This window comes from Pseudomonas sp. efr-133-TYG-23, from assembly GCF_030209215.1.
GTDB lineage: Bacteria > Pseudomonadota > Gammaproteobacteria > Pseudomonadales > Pseudomonadaceae > Aquipseudomonas > Aquipseudomonas rhodesiae.
Map to the genome: position 1 here is coordinate 64,619 of NZ_JARVSL010000016.1, position 20,524 is coordinate 85,142.

The following is a 20,524-nucleotide window of genomic DNA, read 5'->3' on the forward strand; positions in this document are numbered from 1 at the left end:
ATCATTCAGGCCGTGTAGAGCGCTTGATCCTACGCGGTTATGCCAGCCAATCCAGCGTCAGGATCAATCGGCGCTCGCCTTCTTTGAGCGCCGGCGAACGATGGATCAAACCGTGGCCTTCGTTACCGTGCCACTTGCTGCCTTTGAGCAAGGCCACTTCGCCACAATGGATCTGCTCAACACGCGAGGTGGGTTCGGCTTCGGGTTGTCCCAAGCGACGCCGGTCCATGACCCCCTCCCGCAACCACTGGCTGCCGACCCCGGCATAGGTGGTGATCAGCCGCACCGGTACGTGGTCGACGTGAAACCGTGGGCACATGGCTTTATCCAGCAAGCGCAGGCGCACGCCTATGCGTCGGGCGCCGAGCAGGCAGGCAAAGGCGCTGGTCAACCAGGACACATCGGCAATAAATCCCTCATAGCCTTCAAGATCGCGGCAATTGCCCGCCAATCCTTGCAAATTCGGCACTGCCTCATCACTGCCCAGTTCCACCACCAACGAATCGGCTACGGGCTCGTTGAGCGAAACCAGCAAGGCGCCGAATTCGGCAATGTGCAGGGGTAATTGGCGCTGCCACAGCGCCAGATTTACGCCATCTTCGAGGATCTCAGACAGCGCCAACGGGGTTTCGCCGCGGGTTTGGCGAATCAGCGGGCGCAAGGGCGTCAGTGCAGCGAGCATCAGGCCACCTCGTCGTACCAAGGGCCAAAAGGATCGGCCAGCAAGCGCCATCCATCGACACCCAAAGCCATTTCTGCATCGGTGAGCAAGCACGCATCCAACTCGGCGCGTAGCTGGGCAAAGTCGATGTGTTGCCCGATAAACACCAGTTCCTGACGGCAATCGCCGCTGCTCAGTTGCCAATTGCCCATGATTGCCGCGACGCTTTCTTCATCCTGCGGCCACTGGTTTTTCGGCACGAAACGCCACCAGCGCCCGGCGAATCCATGGCGCATCAAGCCACCGGCCTGGGACCAACTGCCCGCATCCTGATGCTTGCTGGCCAGCCAGAAAAAGCCTTTGGAACGCAGCAATTTGCCGTTGACCCAGGGGCGGTCAATAAAGTCGTAGAAACGCTGCGGGTGGAACGGGCGCCGCGCACGATAAGCGGTGGACGCGATACCGTACTCTTCGGTTTCCGGCACATGCTCGCCGCGCAATTCCTGCAGCCAGCCGGGCGCCTGGGCGGCGCGCTCGAAGTCGAAGCGGCCGGTGTTGAGGATCTGGTCCAGAGGCACCTCGCCCATCACCATCGGGATGATCTTGGCGTGAGCGTTGAGGCGCTCAAGGATCGCCATCAACTCCTCGCGCTCGTGCTGGCTGATCAGGTCGATCTTGCTGATTAGAATCACGTCGGCGAACTCGATCTGCTCGATCAGCAGGTCGGTGATCGAGCGCTCGTCCTCTTCACCCAACGTCTCACCGCGCGAGGCCAGGCTTTCGGCAGCCTGGTAGTCGAGCAGGAAGTTGATGCCGTCGACCACGGTGACCATGGTGTCCAAACGTGCGATATCCGCCAGGCTTTGCTGGTTTTCATCGCGGAAAGTGAAGGTTTCGGCCACCGGCAGAGGCTCGGAAATACCCGTGGATTCGATCAGCAGGTAATCGAAGCGCCCGTCCCTGGCGAGCTTGGCGACTTCTTCCAGCAGGTCTTCACGCAAGGTGCAGCAGATGCAGCCGTTGCTCATCTCCACCAGTTTTTCTTCGGCGCGGTTGAGGGTGACATCGCGCTGCACTTGGCTGCCGTCGATGTTGATTTCACTCATGTCGTTGACGATCACCGCCACCCGCAGGTTGTCGCGGTTGCGCAGGATGTAGTTAAGCAGCGTACTTTTACCGGCGCCGAGGAAGCCGGACAGCACGGTAACGGGGAGTCGATTGGGCATCAGGTCATACTCATCAGGCCGCCCGTTCGAATCGGGCTGTTATTAATGTTATAGTATAACAACACAAATAAGCCAACCCCCGCTTGCTCAACGTGATGAAGACGGCAATGCTGGCGCCTGCTGATGTCGAGAACGCCCATGAACTATCTGCTGTATGGCCTGCTGCTGATTTTCGCGACCCAGGCCAATGCCCAAACACCAAGCCTGTTGGCCAACTGCACGCGCAGCGCCAACCTGCTGGCCTGCGTAGACCCGCTGGGCAACGCCTACAGCGTAGCGACGGTTGGCAGCACCACATATTTGCGTGGCTTTGAGGTGATAGGTAAACGCTACTGGGCGCAGACCAACAGCCGTTACGGACAATTGACGTTCTTTACCGGCCTGGCGTCGGACGGCGAAGCGTGGGTCGGTTACACACGCAGAGTCGGTTGGACCACGATCAACCGCTTCTCCAGTTCCGGGGGCGCCGGCGCCACCTTCACCTGCAGCCGTCTCACCGGCTGCTAAGCACGGGCGTTTTTCTGGTCTTGCACCCAGGCCATATAGCTGTTGATCGGCGGATTCTTCTGGAAGTAATTTCTCAGGCCCTCGAATAATCCGTCAGCCACAGCCTGCTGGTGACGTGCAGTCACCAGCCGCTGCGCGTCCCGGGCATTGGAGATAAACCCGGTCTCCACCAGAATCGACGGCACATCCGGTGACTTGAGCACCGCAAAACCGGCCTGTTCCACACGCTTCTGATGCAACGACGTGATGCTCTGCAGGCTGCCCAGCACCGAACTGCCCAATTGCAGGCTGGAAGCGATGGTGGCGTTCATCGACATATCAAGAATCACCCCGGCCAGCATCGGGTCCTTGTCCTTGAGATTGAGCAGCGTGGTGGCGCCCAGCAGGTCCGCGCCGTTTTCGCGCTGAGCCATAAAGCGCGCCGTGGCGGAGGTGGCGCCGCCTTCGGACAACGCATACACCGAAGCCCCCGACGCGGTCAGGCGTGGCGCGGCGTCGGCGTGTACTGAGATGAACATATCGGCTTTGTGTCGACGGGCGATGTCCACGCGCTTGCGCAGCGGCACGAAGAAGTCGTCGTTGCGCACCAGCTTCACATCAAAGCCCTTTTCGCGCTTCAAGCGCTTGGCCAGCAGTTGGGCGATGGACAACACCACATCTTTTTCGCGCTGGCCCTTGGAGCCAATGGCGCCGGGGTCTTTGCCGCCGTGACCGGGGTCGACCACTACGATGATGTCGCGCTTGGGATGGGCTTTGTCCACCGAAGCCACTAAAGGCGCCGATTCAGCTGCGATTTGACGGGGCGCCTGAGTCGCGCGGGTCAAGTCCAGCACCAGACGGTGCCCTTGGCCATCCTGGGGCGGCAGCACAAAGCTGTTGAGCTGCATCGGCGCCGCCAGGTCCAGCACGATGCGCGTGTCGTTCTGGCCGAAATGTCCCGAACGAATCGAAGTGATGCCGCTGTTTTTCAGCACCAGCTGCGAAAAATCCCCACTGAGCCCGGCGCCGCTCAGGTCGATGATCAAACGCTCCGGCGCGGTCAGCGAGAAGGTCTTGTTCTGCACCGGGCCACTAAGGTCGAACACCAGCCGTAGCTTGTCGTCCGAACGCCATAAGCGCGCGTTGCGGATTTGCGTGGCGTGAACCGTGAACGGCAGGACGAAAAGTGGGCTAGCCAGGAGCAGGTTAAGAAGCTGACGTCTGTGCATGACAAATACCGCAAATAAAGGAGCGTCCCTGCTCGACATGGCTGAACAAAGGCGGGCGTAGAAAATTCATCGTCGATTTGATTGTTATACTATAACATGTCGAATTATTTCCAACGATGGACCTGCTTATGAACGCGCTGACCTTGCCGGACATTGCCGCGCAGGCTTCACGCCAAGCCTTGCCACTCGACTGGGTCGGCATGTGCGGCATTGCCCTGCCAATTCTGATAGACGGCCAGCGCCTGGCCGCCACCGCCGACGCGGGTGTCAGCCTCGACGACGGCACCGCACGCGGCATTCATATGTCACGCCTGTACCTGGCACTGGAGATACTCGACCAGCAGCCCCTCACCCCTGCACTTCTGCGCACTGTACTGCAGCGTTTTCTCGACAGTCATGAAGGTTTATCTAAGAACGCTTACCTGCGCATCCACACTCATTTGCTGCTCAAGCGCCCAGCGTTGGTCAGCCCGTTGGCCGGCTGGAAAAGCTATCCGATCAGCATCGAAGCGCAGTTGAAAAACCAGATGTTCCACGTGGAACTAAAAATTGACGTCGCGTACTCCTCAACATGCCCATGCTCCGCTGCGCTCGCCAGGCAGTTGATTCAGCAGCAATTTATCGATGATTTCGCCAACACGGCCTTGCAGCATGCAGACGTACTGACCTGGCTCGGCAGCGCCAAGGGCATTGTCGCCACACCCCACAGCCAGCGCAGCAGCGCGCAGTTACATGTGCACTTACAAAGTGAGCAACTGCCCTTGGTCGAACTGATCAATGACGTGGAAGCCGCACTCGGCACCGCCGTGCAAACCGCGGTGAAACGCGCCGACGAGCAAGCCTTCGCCCTGGCCAACGGGCAGAACCTGATGTTCTGCGAAGACGCCGCCCGCCGCGTAAACCTCGCCTTGAAACGCTCGGACGCGATCAACGCCTTTCATCTCAAAGTGATCCACGCCGAAAGCCTGCACGCGCACGATGCCGTGGCTGAAAGCCGCTGGACGAGACACTCTGCATGATCACCTGCACCGCTTTGCGCTGGGGCGCCCCCGGCCAACCGCTGACGCCACCTGTGGATTTCACCCTGGAAAAAGGCAGCCTCACCGGCGTGATCGGCGCCAATGGCACCGGCAAGAGCAGCCTGCTCAAAGTCATTGCGGGCCTGCAAAAGCCGTTGACCGGTAAGGTCAGCGTGAACGTGCCGCGACGTGGCGGCCTGGCGTTCCTGCCGCAGCAACAGCACTTGGATCGCCAGTTCCCCATCAGCCTGCAAGAACTGGTCGCCGCCGGTTTCTGGGGTTTGCAGCTCAGCCCGCAACAGCGCAGCCAGCGCCTGCAAGCCGTACTTGAAGACTGGTGCCTCAGCGGCCTGGAACAGCGCCCGTTAATGGCCTTGTCTGGCGGCCAGTTGCAGCGTGCGCTGCTGGCACGCATGAGCCTGTCGGAGTCGTCGGTGCTGCTGCTCGACGAACCCCACGCTGCCCTTGATGAAGAGGGCCAGGCGCTGTGCTGGAAACACATCCATGCCTGGCACGCGTCGGGCCGCACCTTGGTGGTGGTCTGCCATGACCTGGCATCCGTGCGCCATCACACTCAAAACGTGTTGCAGATCAAAAGCACTGGCTGCTTGTTGGGCCCGAGCAAAGAGCTGATCCGACCCCAGCCCCAAATGCAGGTGGCCTGATGCACTTCGCCGCCCACCTGTGGATGCCATTCTTTGACTTCGTGTTTATGCGCCGCGCACTGATTGGCGGGCTGGTGCTGGCGTGCAGCACCGCGCCGCTGGGCGTGTTCCTGATTCTGCGGCGCATGAGCCTGATCGGCGACGCCGTGGCCCACGGCATCCTGCCCGGCGCCGCTCTGGGGTTTTGGTTCGCCGGTTTGAGCCTGCCGGCGCTGACCCTGGGCGGACTCGGTGCCGGCCTGGGCATGGCCGGATTGTCGGCGTGGATCACCCGCCGCACCGGCCTGCGCGAGGACGCCAGCCTCGCCGCCATCTACCCCATTTCCCTAGCCGCCGGCGTGTTGATCCTCGGCATCGCCGGCAAACGCCTGGACCTGTTGCACCTGTTATTCGGTTCTGCCCTGGCGGTGGATGAAACCACCCTTACCGGCATGCTGTGGGTGTCAGGGGTCAGCCTGATCGCCATGACGCTGATCTACAAACCGCTGCTGCTGGACACACTCGACCCACTGTTCCTGCAAACCGTCAGCCGCCTCGGCCCTCTGGCTCACGGGCTGTTTTTGACCCTGGTGGTGCTGAACCTGGTGATCGGTTTCCAAGCCATCGGCGCGCTGATGGTGGTGGGGTTGATGATGCTGCCGGCCATCGCTTCACGGTTCTGGAGCCGGCGCCTGCCGGTGTTGATCGCGGTATCGGCGGTGCTGGGATGCCTGTCGGTATGGCTTGGCTTGTTGCTGTCGTTCTACTACTCGTTGCCCAGCGGCCCAGCAATCGTGCTGGTGGCGGGCGCCGGGTACTTGTTGTCCGTGGTCTTCGGTCCGGTGCACGGCTTGCTGCGCCGCCCGCCCCTACTGTCATCCCAATGAGGTGTTTGCCGATGCGCGCTCTACTCGTGCTGTTCAGTTTGTTGCTACCGCTGTCGATGGCCCAGGCCGCCGACAAACTCCAAGTGGTCACCAGTTTCAGTATTCTCGATGACATCACCCACCAGATTGGTGGCGATCACATCCAGATCAGCAATATGGTCGGCCCCGACGCCGACGCCCATACTTACGAACCCACCCCGGACGATGCCAAGGCGCTGCTCAAAGCCAAGCTGATTATCAAGAACGGCCTGGGCTTCGAGCCGTGGCTGGACCGCCTGGTGGCGAGTACCGAAACCCGGGCCACCGTGGTCACCGCCAGCAAAGGCGTGATCTCTCACACCATGGAAGAGGACGGCGAAACCATCCCCGACCCACACGCCTGGCACAACCTGGCCAACGCCGAAATCTATGTGAACAACATCACCAAGGCGCTGATAGCCGCCGACCCGGCCAACCAATCCGATTACCAGCGCAACAGCCAAGCCTATCTGAAACAAATCTACCGCCTGCTGGCCGACGCCAAAGCCAAGTTCGGCGCGCTACCGCCGGGTAATCGCCGCATCGTCACCTCCCATGATGCCTTCGGTTACCTGGGCCAGGCCTATGGCATTCAGTTCCTCGCCCCCCAAGGTTTGTCCACCGAGCGTGAGCCTTCCGCAGCCGAAGTCGCCGCGCTGATTACGCAGATTCGCAAGGACAAGGTCAAAGCGGTGTTTATGGAGAACATCAAGGACGCGCGCCTGCTCAAGCAGATCGCTGACGAAAGTGGCGCGCAGATCGGCGGGACGCTGTACTCCGACGCCCTCGCCGCCGAAGGCCCGGCCAGCACCTTTATCGGGCTGTTCGAATACAACCTCAACACCCTGTGCAACACATTGGGCAAGCCATGATCCGTAAGAACCCTTCAGGCGATCTGCCGGTGATTGCCGAATCGGCCTACGTGGATAAAACCGCGATCATCTGCGGCAAGGTGATCATCGGCGAGAACGTATTCGTCGGCCCTTACGCCGTGATCCGCGCCGATGAGGTCGACGCCAGCGGCGCCATGGACCCGATCACCATCGGCGCCAACTCCAATATCCAGGACGGGGTGGTGATCCACTCCAAGTCCGGCGCGGCGGTGACCATCGGCGAGTTCACCTCCATCGCCCACCGCTCCATCGTCCACGGGCCTTGCACCGTGGGCGACCGCGTGTTCATCGGCTTCAACAGCGTGTTGTTCAACTGCGCAGTGGGTGACGGCTGCGTGGTGCGGCATAACTCGGTGGTCGACGGCCGCGATTTACCGGACGCCTTCTACGTACCCTCCACCACCCGCATCGGCCCGCACACCGACCTGTCGCAGTTCCCGCCGGTCAGCATCAGTGCCTCGGAATTTTCCGAAGACGTGGCGCGCACCAATGTCGATCTGGTGCGCGGCTACAAAGCCCTGCAAAACGAGTTCTGAACCATGAGCCGGCTGCTGATTCGCAACGCACGCTTGGTCAACGAAGGCCAGGTCCGAGACGCCGATGTGCTGGTCGCCAACGGCCGCATCGAAAAGATCGCCAACAGCATCACCGGCTGTAACGCCGCTGTGGCGATCGACGCGCAGGGCCAGTGGCTGCTGCCCGGCATGATCGATGACCAGGTGCATTTCCGTGACCCCGGTGCGCCGGACAAAGGTAGTTTCTACAGTGAATCGCGGGCGGCGGTGGCCGGGGGTATCACCAGCTTTATGGACATGCCCAACACCTCCCCCGCCACCTTGAACCTGGCGGCCCTGGCCGACAAAAAACGCCGCGCGGGGCTGCATTCGGTGGCCAACTATGGCTTTCACTTTGGCGTCAGCCACGACAACCTCGATACGGTTGCCGCCCTCGACCCGCGCGAGGTCGCCGGGGTCAAAGTGTTTATGGGTGCCTCAACGGGCAATATGCTGGTGGACGACCCGCGGATTCTGGAGCGGCTGTTCGCCGAAGTGCCGACCCTTCTGCTCGCCCATTGCGAACACAGCCCCAGCATCCAGGCCAATGAGCAGCGCCTGCGCGCACGCTTCGGCGATGGAATCCCAGCGGTGGCGCACCCGCTGATCCGCGATGCCGAGGCGTGCTATCGCTCGTCGTCTTATGCGGTGGAGCTGGCCAGGCGGTACGGCACGCGGCTACATGTGCTGCACCTGACCAGCGCCCGCGAGCTGGCGTTGTTCGAAGACAAACCCCTGACGGAAAAACGCATCACCGCCGAGGTGTGCCTGCACCATCTGCTATTCGATGACCGTGACTATCACCGCCTCGGCCATCAAATCAAATGCAACCCAGCGATCAAGACTCGCGCCGACCGCGACGCACTGCGCCAGGCCTTACTCAGTGATCGTCTGGACGTGATTGGCAGTGACCATGCGCCGCATACCTGGGCACAAAAGCAGTTGGGTTATCGCGAGGCACCGGCGGGCTTGCCTCTGGTGCAGCATGCGCTGCCGGCTTTGATGGAATTGGTGGCCGATGGGCTATTGCCGTTGACCACGCTGGTGGCCAAAACCAGCCACCGAGTGGCCGATCTTTTCGCCATCCCGGATCGAGGCTATATACGCGAAGGCTATTGGGCCGACTTGGTGCTGATCAAACCTGAGCCCCAAGGCAAGCCGGTCAGTGAGGAACCGATCCTGGCCCGCTGCGGCTGGACGCCCTTCGCCGAGCGCCGCTTTCGCCACAGCGTCAGTACCACGTTAGTCTCCGGTCACCTGGCGTGGCACAACGGCCAGGTGGTCGACAGTTGCCAAGGCTTGCCGCTGTACTTCCAGCGTTAGGCGCGCGGCTTGACGGTGCCGCAGTCGTTGCCCAGCCATTGGGCATGGCTGTCCAGGCTGCCCTTTTGTTGCATGCCAGTGGCATTGAAAGTGCCATTGACGGTGGTGGTGAATTCTTTCTGGCTCTGGAAGGTGGCCACGCCCGTACCCTGGGCTTTGGGGCAACTGAAGCGGAATTTCCACTGGTTGCCGGTCTTGTCGGTCACTTCCTGGCGGCAGCCCGATTGTGGGTCGGTCAGGGGGATCGAATCGGACGCCACCTGCGCCGGCGTCAGACACACCTGCACGCCTTTACCGGCCATGGTGATGCCCTGTTTTTCCAGCATGGCGCGCTGTTCGGGGGTCATCTGTTGCTTGAGCTGGCCGAGGATCAGCGACAGATCCGGCAGCTCCTGGTTATCGACTTTCATATTGCTGGTGGTCACTTCCCACAAGCCCGGCGCCAACATCTGGGCCTGCGCCGCCACGGGCAACGACAAACCAACAACCATGGTCATACACAGCAGACGAGCATTCATCGGGTAACTCCTGGGTAAAGGTGGAGCGTTAGACGCCGCAAAACAGCCAGTGTTGCACGGCAAATAAAATAGCGACATTCGTGGCCGAACATGGTCTGTTAGGCACTGGATTGCCTGGAGTAATGTCGTCCATGGATTTTTTTGGCCCGCACCTGCTGGCGTACTTTATCGCCACCCTGCACTTCTTTGGCACCCTAGCCGCGATCCACGCGGTGCTGACCGTCCGGACCGCCCAAGGCTCCATCGCCTGGGCCTTGTCGCTGATGTTCATGCCGTACCTGACCCTGATCCCTTACCTGATTTTCGGCCGCAGCACCTTCGATGCGTATATCCAGGCGCGCCGCCAGGCCAACCAGGAAATGCACAGCGCCATCGCCGCGCTCAACTGGCGCCCGTGGGTCGAGGAAGCACTGGCCGCGCGTCACTCCAGCGCCTACGGCTCATTGCGCGCCATGCCCAAACTGGGCCGCATGCCGTGCCTGGCCAATAACCAAGTGCAACTGCTGGTCAATGGGGATGCCACTTTCAGCGCGATCTTCGACGCCATCCGCAACGCCAAGTCCGCTGTGCTGTTCCAGTTTTTCATCATTCATGACGACGAACTTGGCCGGCAATTGCACGCCCTTTTGAAGGAAAAGTCCGCGCAAGGCGTGGCCATTCATGTGCTGTACGACCGCATCGGCAGCCACGCCCTGCCCCATCACTACGTGCAATCACTGCGTGACGCGGGTGTGCAGATCAAAGCCTTCGCCACCCGCAGCGGCTGGCTCAACCGCTTCCAGGTCAACTTCCGCAACCATCGCAAGATCGTGGTAGTGGACGGCATCACGGGGTTTGTCGGCGGGCACAACGTGGGGGACGAATACTTGGGCAAAAAGCCGCCGCTGGCACCGTGGCGTGACACCCATGTGCAAGTCATCGGCCCGGTGGTGGCGTGCCTGCAGGAGTCGTTTGCCGAGGACTGGTTCTGGGCCGCGCGGGAACTGCCGCCGCTGATCCTGCCGGATTCCTATCCCGAGGATGGCGTGCTCTGCCAATTGCTGTCCAGCGGTCCGGCCGACCCGTACGAAACCTGCTCACTGTTTTTCGTCGAGGCGATTCACGCCGCCACCGAACGGGTGTGGATTACCAGTCCGTATTTCATCCCCGACGAGGCCGTGTTCGCCGCCCTGCGCCTGGCGGTGTTGCGCGGCGTGGATGTGCGCCTTCTGCTGCCATCGCGCCCCGACCATCGCATCGTCTACGCCGCCTCCAGTCTGTACGCGATTGAAGCCGTGCGCGCCGGGGTGCGCGTGTTCCGCTATACGCCCGGTTTTCTGCATCAGAAAGTGGTGCTGGTGGATGGCGAAATCAGCGCCATCGGCAGTGCGAATATGGACAACCGTTCGTTCCGCCTGAATTTCGAAGTGATGCTGCTGACCGTCGATGAAGCCTTCGCCCAGCAGGTGGAGCACATGTTGCTCGACGACTTCGCCCAAGCCCATGAAGTCAGCCAGGAAGAAAGCCGCGAAACCCGCCAGTTGCAGCATTTGGGAATGCGCGTCGCGCGCTTGATCTCACCGATTCTCTAACTGCCAACACGGTAGAAAATGGTGGGAGGGGCTTGCCCCCTCCCCCCTCTGTATCACCGGTTCAGCGGTAGATATCTTCCCGCGTCCACGGCAGTTCATGACTGCCATCGGCATGGGGTTTGACCGCCAGGATCTGGTGCAGGTTGATCCAGCCCCGGGCGAACGCATAAGCACAGCCCGCCAGGTACAGCCGCCAGATACGCAGTGCCTGTTCCGGCACCATTTTGGCTGCGGCTTCCAGGTTGTCTTCCAGGCGCTCGCTCCAGTGGTCAAGCGTGCGCGCGTAGTGCAGGCGCAGGCTCTCGACATCGACCACTTCCAGCCCCACTTCGCTGAGCTCGGCGGTCATCATCGCCAGATGCGGAAGCTCGCCATTGGGGAACACGTAGCGCTCGATAAAATCACCCGCGCCACGCCCGACCGGGCGGCCGTCGGTGTGCTTGGCGGTGATGCCGTGGTTCATCACCAGGCCGCCTTCACGCACGGCGCCGAACAGGGTCTTGCAGTACTGCGCCAGGTTAGCGTGACCAACGTGTTCGAACATACCCACGCTGACCACTTTGTCGAAGCGGCCATCCTGGGGCAGATCGCGGTAGTCGAGCAGTTGCAGGTCGATCTGATCCTGCAAACCCTCGGCCTTGACCCGCTCCCTGGCCAGTTGCAATTGCTCTTTGCTCAGGGTGATGCCGAACACCTTGACCCCAAACTCCCGCGCCGCAAACCGCGCCAGCCCACCCCAGCCGCAACCGACATCCAGCAGGTATTCGCCCGGCTGCAACCGCAGCTTGCGGCATAGGTGGCGGAATTTGTCCTGCTGGGCCTGGTCGATGGATTCGCTGCCGGTTTCGAAATAGCCGCAGGAGTACGCCATGTCCTGATCGAGCCACAGCTGATAGAAGGCGTTGGACAGGTCGTAATGGTAGGAAATGGCCGCTGCGTCTGTGGCCTTGTCGTGGATCGAGCGCACCGGACGACTGCCTTCGTCGTCATCGACCAGGGCGTGACTTAACTCGTCGCACACCCGGATCACTTCGGTGATGGAGCCTTCAAGCTCCAATTTGCCCACCACAAAGGCTTCGCCCAAGGTATCGAGCGTGGGATGGGAAAGCTGAGACACGACCGTGGGGTCCTTGACCACGATGGTGACGCTGGGCTCTGGGCCCAAGTTGAATTCATGGCCATCCCAGAGTCGAAGACGCAGCGGCAGCTGAAGATTCTGTAAGGCCGGTGGAAGTTGCGCGAGCATGAGTAGTCCCCCCTTGTTTCAGACGTCTGCTGTGAGGGTAGACCATCTCAAGACGCGTAGGAGGCTATCGATTTAATAGCGCCTGACTATGGCGCTCGATGCTGCAGCAAACCGTCCTGGACCCACTGTTTCAGCCATGTAACAGCCTGCAATGGGGCACCCTCTGCATAAGTGACTGCCAGTTGGGCACACAGTTCTGCAAAACACCCACCGGTCGTCACCATGGTCGCCAGGGCGCTGGCTTCCGCCGGCTCCAGCGTGCGGTAGCGACACACCTGTTCATGGCGCCATACCAGGCAGGTCTGCGCAGGTTCCACCGCATGGCTGCCTGGAAAGTCACCGTTATCTTTGGCCGCGCGCCAGATTGCCAGGGAGTTGAAATGGCAACCCAGTTGCTGCACCGACGGAACCCACGCCACTTGCAGCCCCGGCCACGCCTGCGGCGGTAGCTCGGCCATGTCCGCCAGGGTCAACGGCTCGCCATGGGGCGCATCGAAGGCCAGAGTAAACGCCCATTCCAAACGGGCCAGTTCGGCCAGCGGCGCGCCGTGTTCTTGCGCCAGGTGCTCAAGGATAAACGTCGCGAACCGCTCACCGAGCCAGCGCAAACTGTAATGCTCGGACGGATAACGCCGCACATAAGCGCCGGCCAGCGCGGCAAACTCATCATCCCCTAACCAGTAGCGCACGGCGCTGAAATCATGCCGCAGCACTTCCAACAGGCGCGCGCGATAAGCGTTGTGGTATATCGCCAGGCCCGTGTCCACATCCAGACTCGGCCCGCCGCGCAATGTCGCGGCAAACCCTTGGTCGAGCGCTGGCGCGTCGTTCAGCAGGTACGCCTCGAACGCCAGCTGCCAGTCGGTCAGGCGCATAAGGCTCTCCCGGCCAAGGCGGATGCGCCTAATTGGCGCGCCTTAGCCAATTCGTCGAGCAGTTCCTGAAACGGCGGGAAATGGTCATCGCGCTCCAATAAGGTCGACACCGGCCCGATGTGCGCGAGGGTTTGTTGATACAGCGCCCACACCGGATCACACACCGGGTGGTCATGGGTATCGACCACGTAATCGCCATAATCGCGATGCCCGGCCAGGTGCAATTGGCGGATGCTCTGCGGCGGCAGGTTACAGATAAAGGTCCACGGGTCGAACCCATGGTTACGCGCGCTGACATAGACGTTGTTCACGTCCAGCAGCAATTGGCACCCCGACAAATGGGCCAGGGCATTGAGGAATTCCCACTCGCTGAACTCATCGGCATTGGCACGCACATAGCTGGAGACGTTTTCCAGCACCAAAGGCCGCTGCAATACGTCCTGCACCTGACGAACGCGGCCGGCCACGTAATAAAGGCTTTCCTCGGTGTAGGGCAACGGCAGCAGGTCATGCAACTGGTGCGCGTTGCCGCGGCTCCAGCACAAATGGTCGGACACCCACGCCGGCTGGATGCGCTCGGCGAGCTGTTTGATCTGCTTCAGATAATCGAAATCGAGGGCATGGGGCCCACCGATGGACAGGGACACGCCGTGCATCACCAATGGGTAGCGCTCAGCGATGGCGTCCAGGTAGTACAAGGCTTTGCCACCCTGCACCAGGTAATTCTCGGAGATCACTTCAAACCAATCCACCGCAGGGGATTGCTCAAGAATCTGTTCGTAATATTCGTTGCGTAGACCCAGGCCGTAACCCAGGAAGGGAAGAGAGGTGGCCATCATGGACTCCGGAAAAAGTGTCCGCAGCGGTCGCAAAACACGCTGCGGGAGCACTTGGCTTGCGTTTATTCGCCGACTTTGCCGCCCGCCTTATCGCATTCCGCCTTGGTCATGGCCTTGAAACCGTGGCCCTTGCACACCGCCTGGCCTTTGCAGGCGTTTTCCGCGGTCTTGCAGTCGTTCATGCCTTTGCAAGACGTGACGCCGTAGCAATGCACCTGAGCATCAGCCGCTTGTGCCTGGGTGGCGACACCGGCAAACATGGAAGCGGCGGCGATCGCCAGGGCAGCACCGGAAACGGCTTGTTTGATATTCATGGGGTCATCCTCATTGTTCAGTTGGGAAGTCGGCCGAGCACTGCGCTCGGTCCTGACATGCCACTAGAGTGAGGCCCCCCATCGGCGTTACAGCCGTTCGCAATTATTTCTGAAAATTTATTCTTCCGGTTTCAGCAGCGGCTCCTGAAACCGCAGCAAACGCCCGGCATTGCCCAGTACCAGTAGCGTGCTGAGGTTATGCAACAGCGCCGCAATCATCGCCCCCGCTGCACCCAACCAGCCGAAGGCCGCGAACACGACGATGGCCAGCGTCCAGCCCAGGCCAATGATCACATTGACCTGCAACGTCTGCCGGCACTGGCGACTCAAGCGCACACAGGTGCCCAAGCGCCGCAGATCGCTGCCGATCAGCACCACGTCCGCCGAGGCCAGCGCGATATCTGCCCCGCCCGCGCCCATGGCCACGCCGACCACGCCGGCCTTGAGTGCCAGGCTGTCGTTGATGCCATCACCCACCACCATCGGCCGGAAGCCGCTATCGATCTCGGCCAGCACGCGGTTGAGCTTGTCCTCCGGCAGCGCCTGGGCGGCGACATCACTGATGCCCACCTCCAACGCCAGGCTGTCGGCGACACTTTGGCGGTCGCCGGTGAGCAGCAACTGACGCCCCAGGCCCAGCTCGCGCAGCTCTTGCAGAGCCTGGCGGGCCTCCGGTTTGACGCTGTCGGCCAGCAGCAGCCAGGCCAAAAATTGCCCGTTCAGCGCCAACCCGGCAATCGGGCCGTCATGGGTCGGCACTGCGCTGGTCACGATGCCCAATTGCTTGAACAACTCAGGGCGTCCCAGGGCCGCTTCGCCCTCCTCGGTCTGTGCCACCACGCCCAGGCCCTGGCGTTCGCGGATGTCGGTCAGCACCCACATCTGTTCCTGCGTCGCCAACCCCGCCAACGCCCGGCTGACCGGATGGCTGCTGGCCGAGCCCAGGCTGGCTGCCAGGTTCAGCAACACCTGCCGATCGGGCGCAGTGGTTTCGATGGATTGCAGGCGCAGGGTGCCAAAGGTCAGGGTGCCGGTCTTGTCGACCACCAGGGACGTCAGGTCCGCCAATTCCTCTAGAAATGCCGAGCTGCGAATCAAAATTCCATGGCGCGCCGCCACGGCAATCCCGGCAATCGCCGTGGCCGGTGCCGACAACACCAACGCACACGGGCACGCCGCCACCAGCACGGCGAGCATCGCCTGGGCGTCGTTGGTCACAAACCAGGTGACCGCCGCCAACAGCAACACCAGCACCATGTAACTGCCCGCATAGCGCTCCAGCAGCCGCGTGATCGGCGGCTTGGAGCGTTCCGCGTTCTGCATCAATGCAATGACTTTGCCCAAGGTCGACTCATGACCGGTACGCGTCACTTCAAGACGCAACAAGCCATCTAGATTGATCGCCCCGCCAAACACCTGCACACCGGCGCTGGCCTCCAGTGGCACCGATTCACCGGTGATGGGCGCCGTGTCCAGGCTGGCCTGACCCGACAGCACCACGCCATCGGCTGGCACCCGGTCGCCCGCGCGCACTTCGACGATATCACCGGTGTTCAGCGTGCCGTTGTCCACTTCATGAATGCTGCCGTCGGCCTGCACAAGCCGCGCGTGGCTGCGGGTCAGCTTGCCCAGGGCGTGGATCGCCTCTTGGGAGCCGATCACACTGCGTTCTTCCAACACATGGCCGAAAATCATGATGATCGGCAGCAACGCCGCGGTCAGCAGATCGCCAGTGGCCCAGGCGCCGAGCATGGCCAAGGCGATCAGTTGATCGGTGATGCCATGCAGGCTGGGAAAACGCAGGCTGTACCAGGCCGAACGCATCACCGGCACCGCCACCAGCAGCGAGGCCACGCCCAGCAGCAACTGGCTCACCCCGCTCTGGTCCGGCGCCAGCCAGCGCCACACCAAGCCCAGTATCAATAGGCCCAGCGCCAGCATCGCCAGGGTCAATTGCCGCGCCGCACTGCGCTGCTCGGCGGACGTCAGCATGGGTGTGCTCATTGTTCGGCTCCCTGGATGATCAAGCGGGAGTCGTCTTTAGGATCGACGGTGGTCACGGAGCCGGCCTGGCCAAGTATTTTCGGCAGGCGCTCGCGGTACAGGCGCAACAGCAGGCCAGGATCTTTGACCTGGGCCAGGCTAGCCACCGTAGCGGTTTGCGCCTGGGCATTGGCCAAGCGTTCGCTGGCCTGGGCATGGGCCACTTGCACCAGCCGGTCGGCTTGCTGAGTGGCAGCCTGGGTCAGTTTTTCAGCTTCGGTGCGCGCATTCGCCACGGCTTTATCGGCCTGTTGGCTGGCGGTGAGCACCGCGTTGAAGGCATTGACCGCTGGGCCCGGCAGGCTCGATTGCACATCCACACGGGTGACTTCGATACCCAGGCCTCGCCCACTGGCGGTCAACTCGGCCAGGCGTTTGTTAATGCCTTGCACCAAATCGCCGCGCAAGCGCTCGCGGCGTTCGGCGGCGCCGTTGTCACTGCCGATCAATTCCGGGCGGGCCACCAGGATCGTGTCCAAGTCCCGCGCCGCCGTCAGCGCCACCGCGCTGCGGGTCACCAGGCGATCCAGCGCGGGCAGCACATGTTCGCCCTGCAATACAAAGGCATAGGGTTCGGTGACCTTGTAGAACACCCGCACATCCAGTTGCACCACGCCGGCATCGCCGGTCAACAGATAACCGGAACCGGCCAAAGCGTCGCTGAGCGGCGTGGCGAAACTGGCCACGCGGTCGGCCTGGAGTGCCGCGTCCGAACGCAACAACCCTTCCACCCGACGCTCGATCACGCGATCCGCCGCCGGCAGCAACACCACCTGTTCGAACGGCTGCGGCCAGGCCAGCAACAACCCGGCATTCTGGATGCGGTCCAGCGCGCCGAAGTGCAACACCACCGCGCGATTCTGCGGGTCGATCTGGCGCACATTGGAAAACGCCCAGGCCAACGCCGCCAGCACCGTCACCGCGTACAGCGCCATAAAGGTCAAGCGTCCGGCCTGGATCCAGGAGCTGTCCGGGCTGCTACGCTCGGTCATGGCTGAACATCCTTGGGCCCGTCCACCAGCGCGCGAAACGGCGCGGCATCGGTGCGCAGGATGATTTTGCTGCCCGGCGTGACCACCGTGCCCAGGGTGTCGAGCGAGCGCAGCAGGTTATACAACTGCGGATTGCTGGCGTAGGCGCGCCCGTAGATCTGCGCCGCTTCGACCCGCGATTGGGCTTCGATATCGGCGGCCTTGACCGTGGCATCCGCTTGCACGATCCGTGCGTCACGCTCTGCGGCCGAACGGATCTGCGCCGCTTCACGCTTGCCCACGGCGGTACGTTCGGTGGCGATGGTTTCACGCTCGGCGCGCATGCGGTCGACGGTGGCGGTGAGGGTCACCGACGGCAAGGTCAGCCGTTCGATTCCCACCTGCGCGACGCGCACGCCGTACGTGGCGAGCAATTGTTGATCGATCTGCTGGCGCAACTGCGCCTCGAAATCGGCGATACGCACCTGGCCAGCGTCGGTGTTGACCAGGCTGGACAGGTCGAAGCTGGCGGCGGTGGTTTCCAGCGCCGAACCGACAAACGTACGAATCTGCCGCGCGGCTTCATCCGGTTGGTTCTGCACCGCGCGCATAAAGCGCTGCACATGCTCGGCGTCGCCCTGCACCTGCCAGGCCACGTAGGCCTGCACGATGATGCGCAGGCCATCGCGCGTACCCACATCCTGCAAACCGCTGGAAGTGGTGCGCAGGCGCAGGTCCACCGGGATCGCCGCTTCGAACGGCGCCGGCCAGCGCCAGCCCAGGCCCGGTTCCAGCAATACCCGCGACGGGTTGCCGAAGCGGGTGATCACCGTGGCCTCGCCGGAACGCACCTGCACCAGGCTTGCCGCCGCCAGCGCAAACAGCACCAGCAACGCGGCCCAGCCCATGCGCCGCCAAGGGAACGGCCCGGCGGCGTGTTCCTCGCCATGGTGATGGTGGTGATGATGGCCGTGGTGATGACCGTGATCGTGGGAATGAGCGCTCAACAGACAGACTCCTTATTGCACGGCTTTACGCGGCGCCATGGGGTCGGCCGGCAAAGTGAAAGAACGCAGATCGATGGTCGGCGCGCCATCGGCGCCCAGACGGTGATCCAGAATGAGCAACTTGGCGTGGGCCAGGCCCTGGCTGAGCTGGCTGAAATACTGCTCCAGCACAAACGCCCGGCCCGCCGTGGCATAGGCCTTTTGTTCGGCCGTGAATCGCAGGTCCGCGGCCTGTGCAGCGGCATTCACTTCACGAGCGCTGGCCTGGGCCTGGTCACGGGCGGTGCTGGCTTGCAGTTGGGCCTGGTTGGTCTGCTCGCTGGCGGCGCCGCGTTCGCGGGCAATCAGGGCCTGGGCTCCGATCTGCGCGGCCTGTACGGCGTGGTAGGCGTTGGCGGCGCCGGCCGGCGGGTGGATGGCTTCCACCACCGTGGCAAGGATTTCCACCCCGCTGTTCAGACGCTGCAAATCTACTTGCACGGCGCGGCCGATTTCATCCGCCAGGCGGGTGCGCTGCTCACCGAGCAATTCATCAAGGGTGCGCGAGGCAAACTCATGCACGAGGATGCGGCTGGCGGTGCTGCGGATCAGCGTCGGCACATCCGCGCTGTGATAGGTAGCGGCGAGCGCGGCCTGGTCGCTGAGGCCGATGCGGTAGACGAAACGCACGTCCATATTGACGATCTGAAAGCCCTGGGTGTCGCCCCGACGGCTGGCGATGACCTGGGATTTGTCGTTCACATGGATGGCGTCCCAAAGACGATTGGCAATCAGCGGCGGCGGCCCTTCGGCGGGCGCCAGTGCCGGGGCGGCGGCGTCGCTGGCGCTGGTCGCCAGCTCATGCACCACGCCGTTTTCCACTGGCAACACACGCCCTAATGGCCAGGGCAATCCGGCGTGCAGCCCAGGGCCGAACACCTCGACCGGTTTACCGAAGCGCTCATAAATCCCACGGCCTTGCAGCGAGACTTCATGCACACCGGTCAACGCCCAGCCAATCGCCAGCACCACCAGCAACACCGGTAAAAATGCTCGGCGCATGTAGGTAAATGCCCAGATCTGGCGCAGATCGATGCCGAAGCGGTTGTGCAATTCGTGCTGCAGCGTCAGCAACGGGCGCGGCGGCCAACGCAGCAGATCGGCGATAAAGCTCTGCGCCAGCAGGCGCGGCTCGCGTCGTGGCTGGCGCGGGCTGAACAGCGACAGCACGGCCCTGAGCAAAAACTCCAGCGCCACCAGCGCCGGCAATAACCCAATCAGGGTCGCCAGACGCAGCGGCCACACCGATGCCTCACTGGCAAACAGCAGGCAAACCGCACTGATCACCAGGCAACCGATCGCCACCCGGCACAACTGCGCCAGCTGCGCGGCTTCCGGCCATTGCGCGGAGGTTTCCTGGGCCAACCGACGCTCGAACACCAGCACGCCAAACGCCAGGGCCAAGGCCAGCGCGGCGCCGATACTGGCGGATTGGCCGACCTGGGCGGCCGGCAACGTCAGGTTCCAGAACTCCACCACGCTGATCAGCGCCAGCAGCGACCAACCGCACAGCCACAACACCGGCGTACCGACCTGCGCCAGTAGCCCGCTACCGAAGTGCTCGAACAGCCGCGCCGACCAGCCGCTGGGCGCCTCGGAGGGTTCGATGGCCTCAGCCGTCGTCGGCTCCAGCGCCTGCGCGCGCCAATCCGCCACCCACCATGCCGATTGCAACCCAGCCACCAGCACCAGCAACGCCGAAGCGCAATTGATCAACACCACCGGCCAGATCGACAGCGGCGCAAACAGCGCGACAAACAACGCCAGTACCCAGCCGGTCACCGCCAGCACCGTCAGGCTGATACCGGCCTGGCGCAATCGACGGGCATGGAACAGCCCCTGCTGAAAACGCGGCAGGCCCTCCACCGAGGCGCCGTCAGCTTCTAGATCCACTTGCATCCCAACACGCCTGCTCGTACACAATTCGTTACGATATAACACAGAGCGTGAAATTTTTGTTCGCTGTGTGAGGGGGCTTGCCCCCGATGAGGTTGGGTCAGCCTACACATGCATCGACTGCAAGGCAGCTATCGGGGGGCAAGCCCCCTCCCACCGTTGAGTGTCAGTCAAGAGCGTGATTAAACCCCCATAAACACGCGCTATCACTGGTGCAGGCCCGGAATAATCGGCACACTCCAGCGGGCTCACGGACAAGGAAGCG

Annotated in this window: 20 protein-coding genes; 8 read left to right on the plus strand and 12 right to left on the minus strand. The window is 62.3% G+C overall.

Annotated features, from left to right (window positions below):
• Positions 1-37: 37 nt before the first annotated feature.
• On the minus strand, positions 38-682 hold the full coding sequence (locus QRN41_RS11305; protein ID WP_167417347.1) for a DUF1826 domain-containing protein: 645 nt from the start codon (positions 680-682) through the stop codon (positions 38-40).
• Complete coding sequence (gene zigA, locus QRN41_RS11310; RefSeq protein WP_034139866.1) at positions 682-1,887, minus strand: zinc metallochaperone GTPase ZigA; 1,206 nt, start codon at positions 1,885-1,887, stop codon at positions 682-684. Before zigA ends, QRN41_RS11305 begins: the two co-directional genes overlap by 1 nt.
• Positions 1,888-2,025: 138 nt before the next feature.
• Between zigA and QRN41_RS11315 the strand changes: the two genes are divergently transcribed.
• Positions 2,026-2,394 (plus strand): glutamine synthetase, encoded by a 369-nt coding sequence (locus QRN41_RS11315; protein WP_094064434.1) that lies wholly within the window; start codon positions 2,026-2,028, stop codon positions 2,392-2,394.
• Here the strand turns inward: QRN41_RS11315 and QRN41_RS11320 are convergent.
• Positions 2,391-3,602 (minus strand): N-acetylmuramoyl-L-alanine amidase, encoded by a 1,212-nt coding sequence (locus tag QRN41_RS11320; protein ID WP_285421566.1) that lies wholly within the window; start codon positions 3,600-3,602, stop codon positions 2,391-2,393. The two genes, QRN41_RS11315 and QRN41_RS11320, sit on opposite strands and share 4 nt — an antisense overlap.
• A 128-nt stretch (positions 3,603-3,730) precedes the next feature.
• Here QRN41_RS11320 and folE2 point away from each other — a divergent pair, with 128 nt between their 5' ends.
• The 6 genes from folE2 to QRN41_RS11350 are packed head-to-tail and all read left to right on the plus strand — an operon-like array spanning position 3,731 to position 8,940.
• Entirely contained in the window at positions 3,731-4,621 is an 891-nt protein-coding gene (gene folE2, locus QRN41_RS11325; protein ID WP_285421567.1) for a GTP cyclohydrolase FolE2, read from the plus strand.
• Positions 4,618-5,286 carry a metal ABC transporter ATP-binding protein gene (locus QRN41_RS11330; protein ID WP_285421568.1) on the plus strand — a complete coding sequence of 223 codons (669 nt, stop codon included), beginning with the start codon at positions 4,618-4,620 and terminating at the stop codon, positions 5,284-5,286. Before folE2 ends, QRN41_RS11330 begins: the two co-directional genes overlap by 4 nt.
• The gene (locus QRN41_RS11335) at positions 5,286-6,152 is read left to right on the plus strand and encodes a metal ABC transporter permease (protein WP_285421569.1); all 867 of its coding nucleotides are present in this window, start codon (positions 5,286-5,288) and stop codon (positions 6,150-6,152) included. Before QRN41_RS11330 ends, QRN41_RS11335 begins: the two co-directional genes overlap by 1 nt.
• Before the next feature lie 11 nt (positions 6,153-6,163).
• Entirely contained in the window at positions 6,164-7,042 is an 879-nt protein-coding gene (locus QRN41_RS11340) for a metal ABC transporter substrate-binding protein (protein ID WP_285421570.1), read from the plus strand.
• Entirely contained in the window at positions 7,039-7,599 is a 561-nt protein-coding gene (locus QRN41_RS11345; protein WP_034115493.1) for a gamma carbonic anhydrase family protein, read from the plus strand. Before QRN41_RS11340 ends, QRN41_RS11345 begins: the two co-directional genes overlap by 4 nt.
• Positions 7,600-7,602: 3 nt before the next feature.
• Complete coding sequence (locus QRN41_RS11350) at positions 7,603-8,940, plus strand: dihydroorotase (protein ID WP_285421571.1); 1,338 nt, start codon at positions 7,603-7,605, stop codon at positions 8,938-8,940.
• On the opposite strand, the gene QRN41_RS11355 is transcribed toward QRN41_RS11350, so the two are convergent.
• A complete protein-coding gene (locus QRN41_RS11355) occupies positions 8,937-9,458 on the minus strand; it encodes a DUF3617 domain-containing protein (RefSeq protein ID WP_034139875.1) in 522 nt (173 codons plus the stop codon). The genes QRN41_RS11350 and QRN41_RS11355 overlap by 4 nt on opposite strands.
• Before the next feature lie 131 nt (positions 9,459-9,589).
• Between QRN41_RS11355 and cls the strand changes: the two genes are divergently transcribed.
• Positions 9,590-11,029, plus strand: coding sequence for a cardiolipin synthase (cls, locus tag QRN41_RS11360; RefSeq protein WP_285421572.1), 1,440 nt, complete (start codon positions 9,590-9,592; stop codon positions 11,027-11,029).
• A 61-nt stretch (positions 11,030-11,090) separates the two neighbouring features.
• Here the strand turns inward: cls and cfaB are convergent, their stop codons facing one another.
• The 8 genes from cfaB to hflK (QRN41_RS11400) all read right to left on the minus strand — a co-directional run bounded on the left by cfaB (position 11,091) and on the right by hflK (QRN41_RS11400) (position 20,262).
• On the minus strand, positions 11,091-12,275 hold the full coding sequence (cfaB, locus tag QRN41_RS11365; protein ID WP_236216588.1) for a C17 cyclopropane fatty acid synthase CfaB: 1,185 nt from the start codon (positions 12,273-12,275) through the stop codon (positions 11,091-11,093).
• An 86-nt stretch (positions 12,276-12,361) separates the two neighbouring features.
• Positions 12,362-13,150, minus strand: a complete 789-nt coding sequence (locus QRN41_RS11370; protein ID WP_285421573.1) for an HvfC/BufC N-terminal domain-containing protein — start codon at positions 13,148-13,150, stop codon at positions 12,362-12,364.
• Positions 13,141-13,986: an MNIO family bufferin maturase gene (gene bufB / locus QRN41_RS11375; protein ID WP_285421574.1), complete on the minus strand. Its 846-nt coding sequence runs from the start codon at positions 13,984-13,986 to the stop codon at positions 13,141-13,143. The genes QRN41_RS11370 and bufB overlap by 10 nt, the downstream gene beginning before the upstream one ends.
• Positions 13,987-14,051: 65 nt before the next feature.
• Positions 14,052-14,303, minus strand: a complete 252-nt coding sequence (bufA2, locus tag QRN41_RS11380; RefSeq protein WP_034101572.1) for a BufA2 family periplasmic bufferin-type metallophore — start codon at positions 14,301-14,303, stop codon at positions 14,052-14,054.
• Positions 14,304-14,420: 117 nt separating this feature from the next.
• Positions 14,421-16,307 carry a cation-translocating P-type ATPase gene (locus tag QRN41_RS11385; protein WP_285421575.1) on the minus strand — a complete coding sequence of 629 codons (1,887 nt, stop codon included), beginning with the start codon at positions 16,305-16,307 and terminating at the stop codon, positions 14,421-14,423.
• The gene (hflK, locus tag QRN41_RS11390) at positions 16,304-17,338 is read right to left on the minus strand and encodes a protease modulator HflK (protein ID WP_285421576.1); all 1,035 of its coding nucleotides are present in this window, start codon (positions 17,336-17,338) and stop codon (positions 16,304-16,306) included. Before hflK (QRN41_RS11390) ends, QRN41_RS11385 begins: the two co-directional genes overlap by 4 nt.
• Positions 17,335-18,327, minus strand: coding sequence for a protease modulator HflC (gene hflC / locus QRN41_RS11395; RefSeq protein WP_167417401.1), 993 nt, complete (start codon positions 18,325-18,327; stop codon positions 17,335-17,337). The genes hflK (QRN41_RS11390) and hflC overlap by 4 nt, the downstream gene beginning before the upstream one ends.
• Before the next feature lie 9 nt (positions 18,328-18,336).
• Positions 18,337-20,262, minus strand: a complete 1,926-nt coding sequence (gene hflK / locus QRN41_RS11400; RefSeq protein WP_285421577.1) for a protease modulator HflK — start codon at positions 20,260-20,262, stop codon at positions 18,337-18,339.
• Positions 20,263-20,524 lie beyond the last annotated feature (262 nt).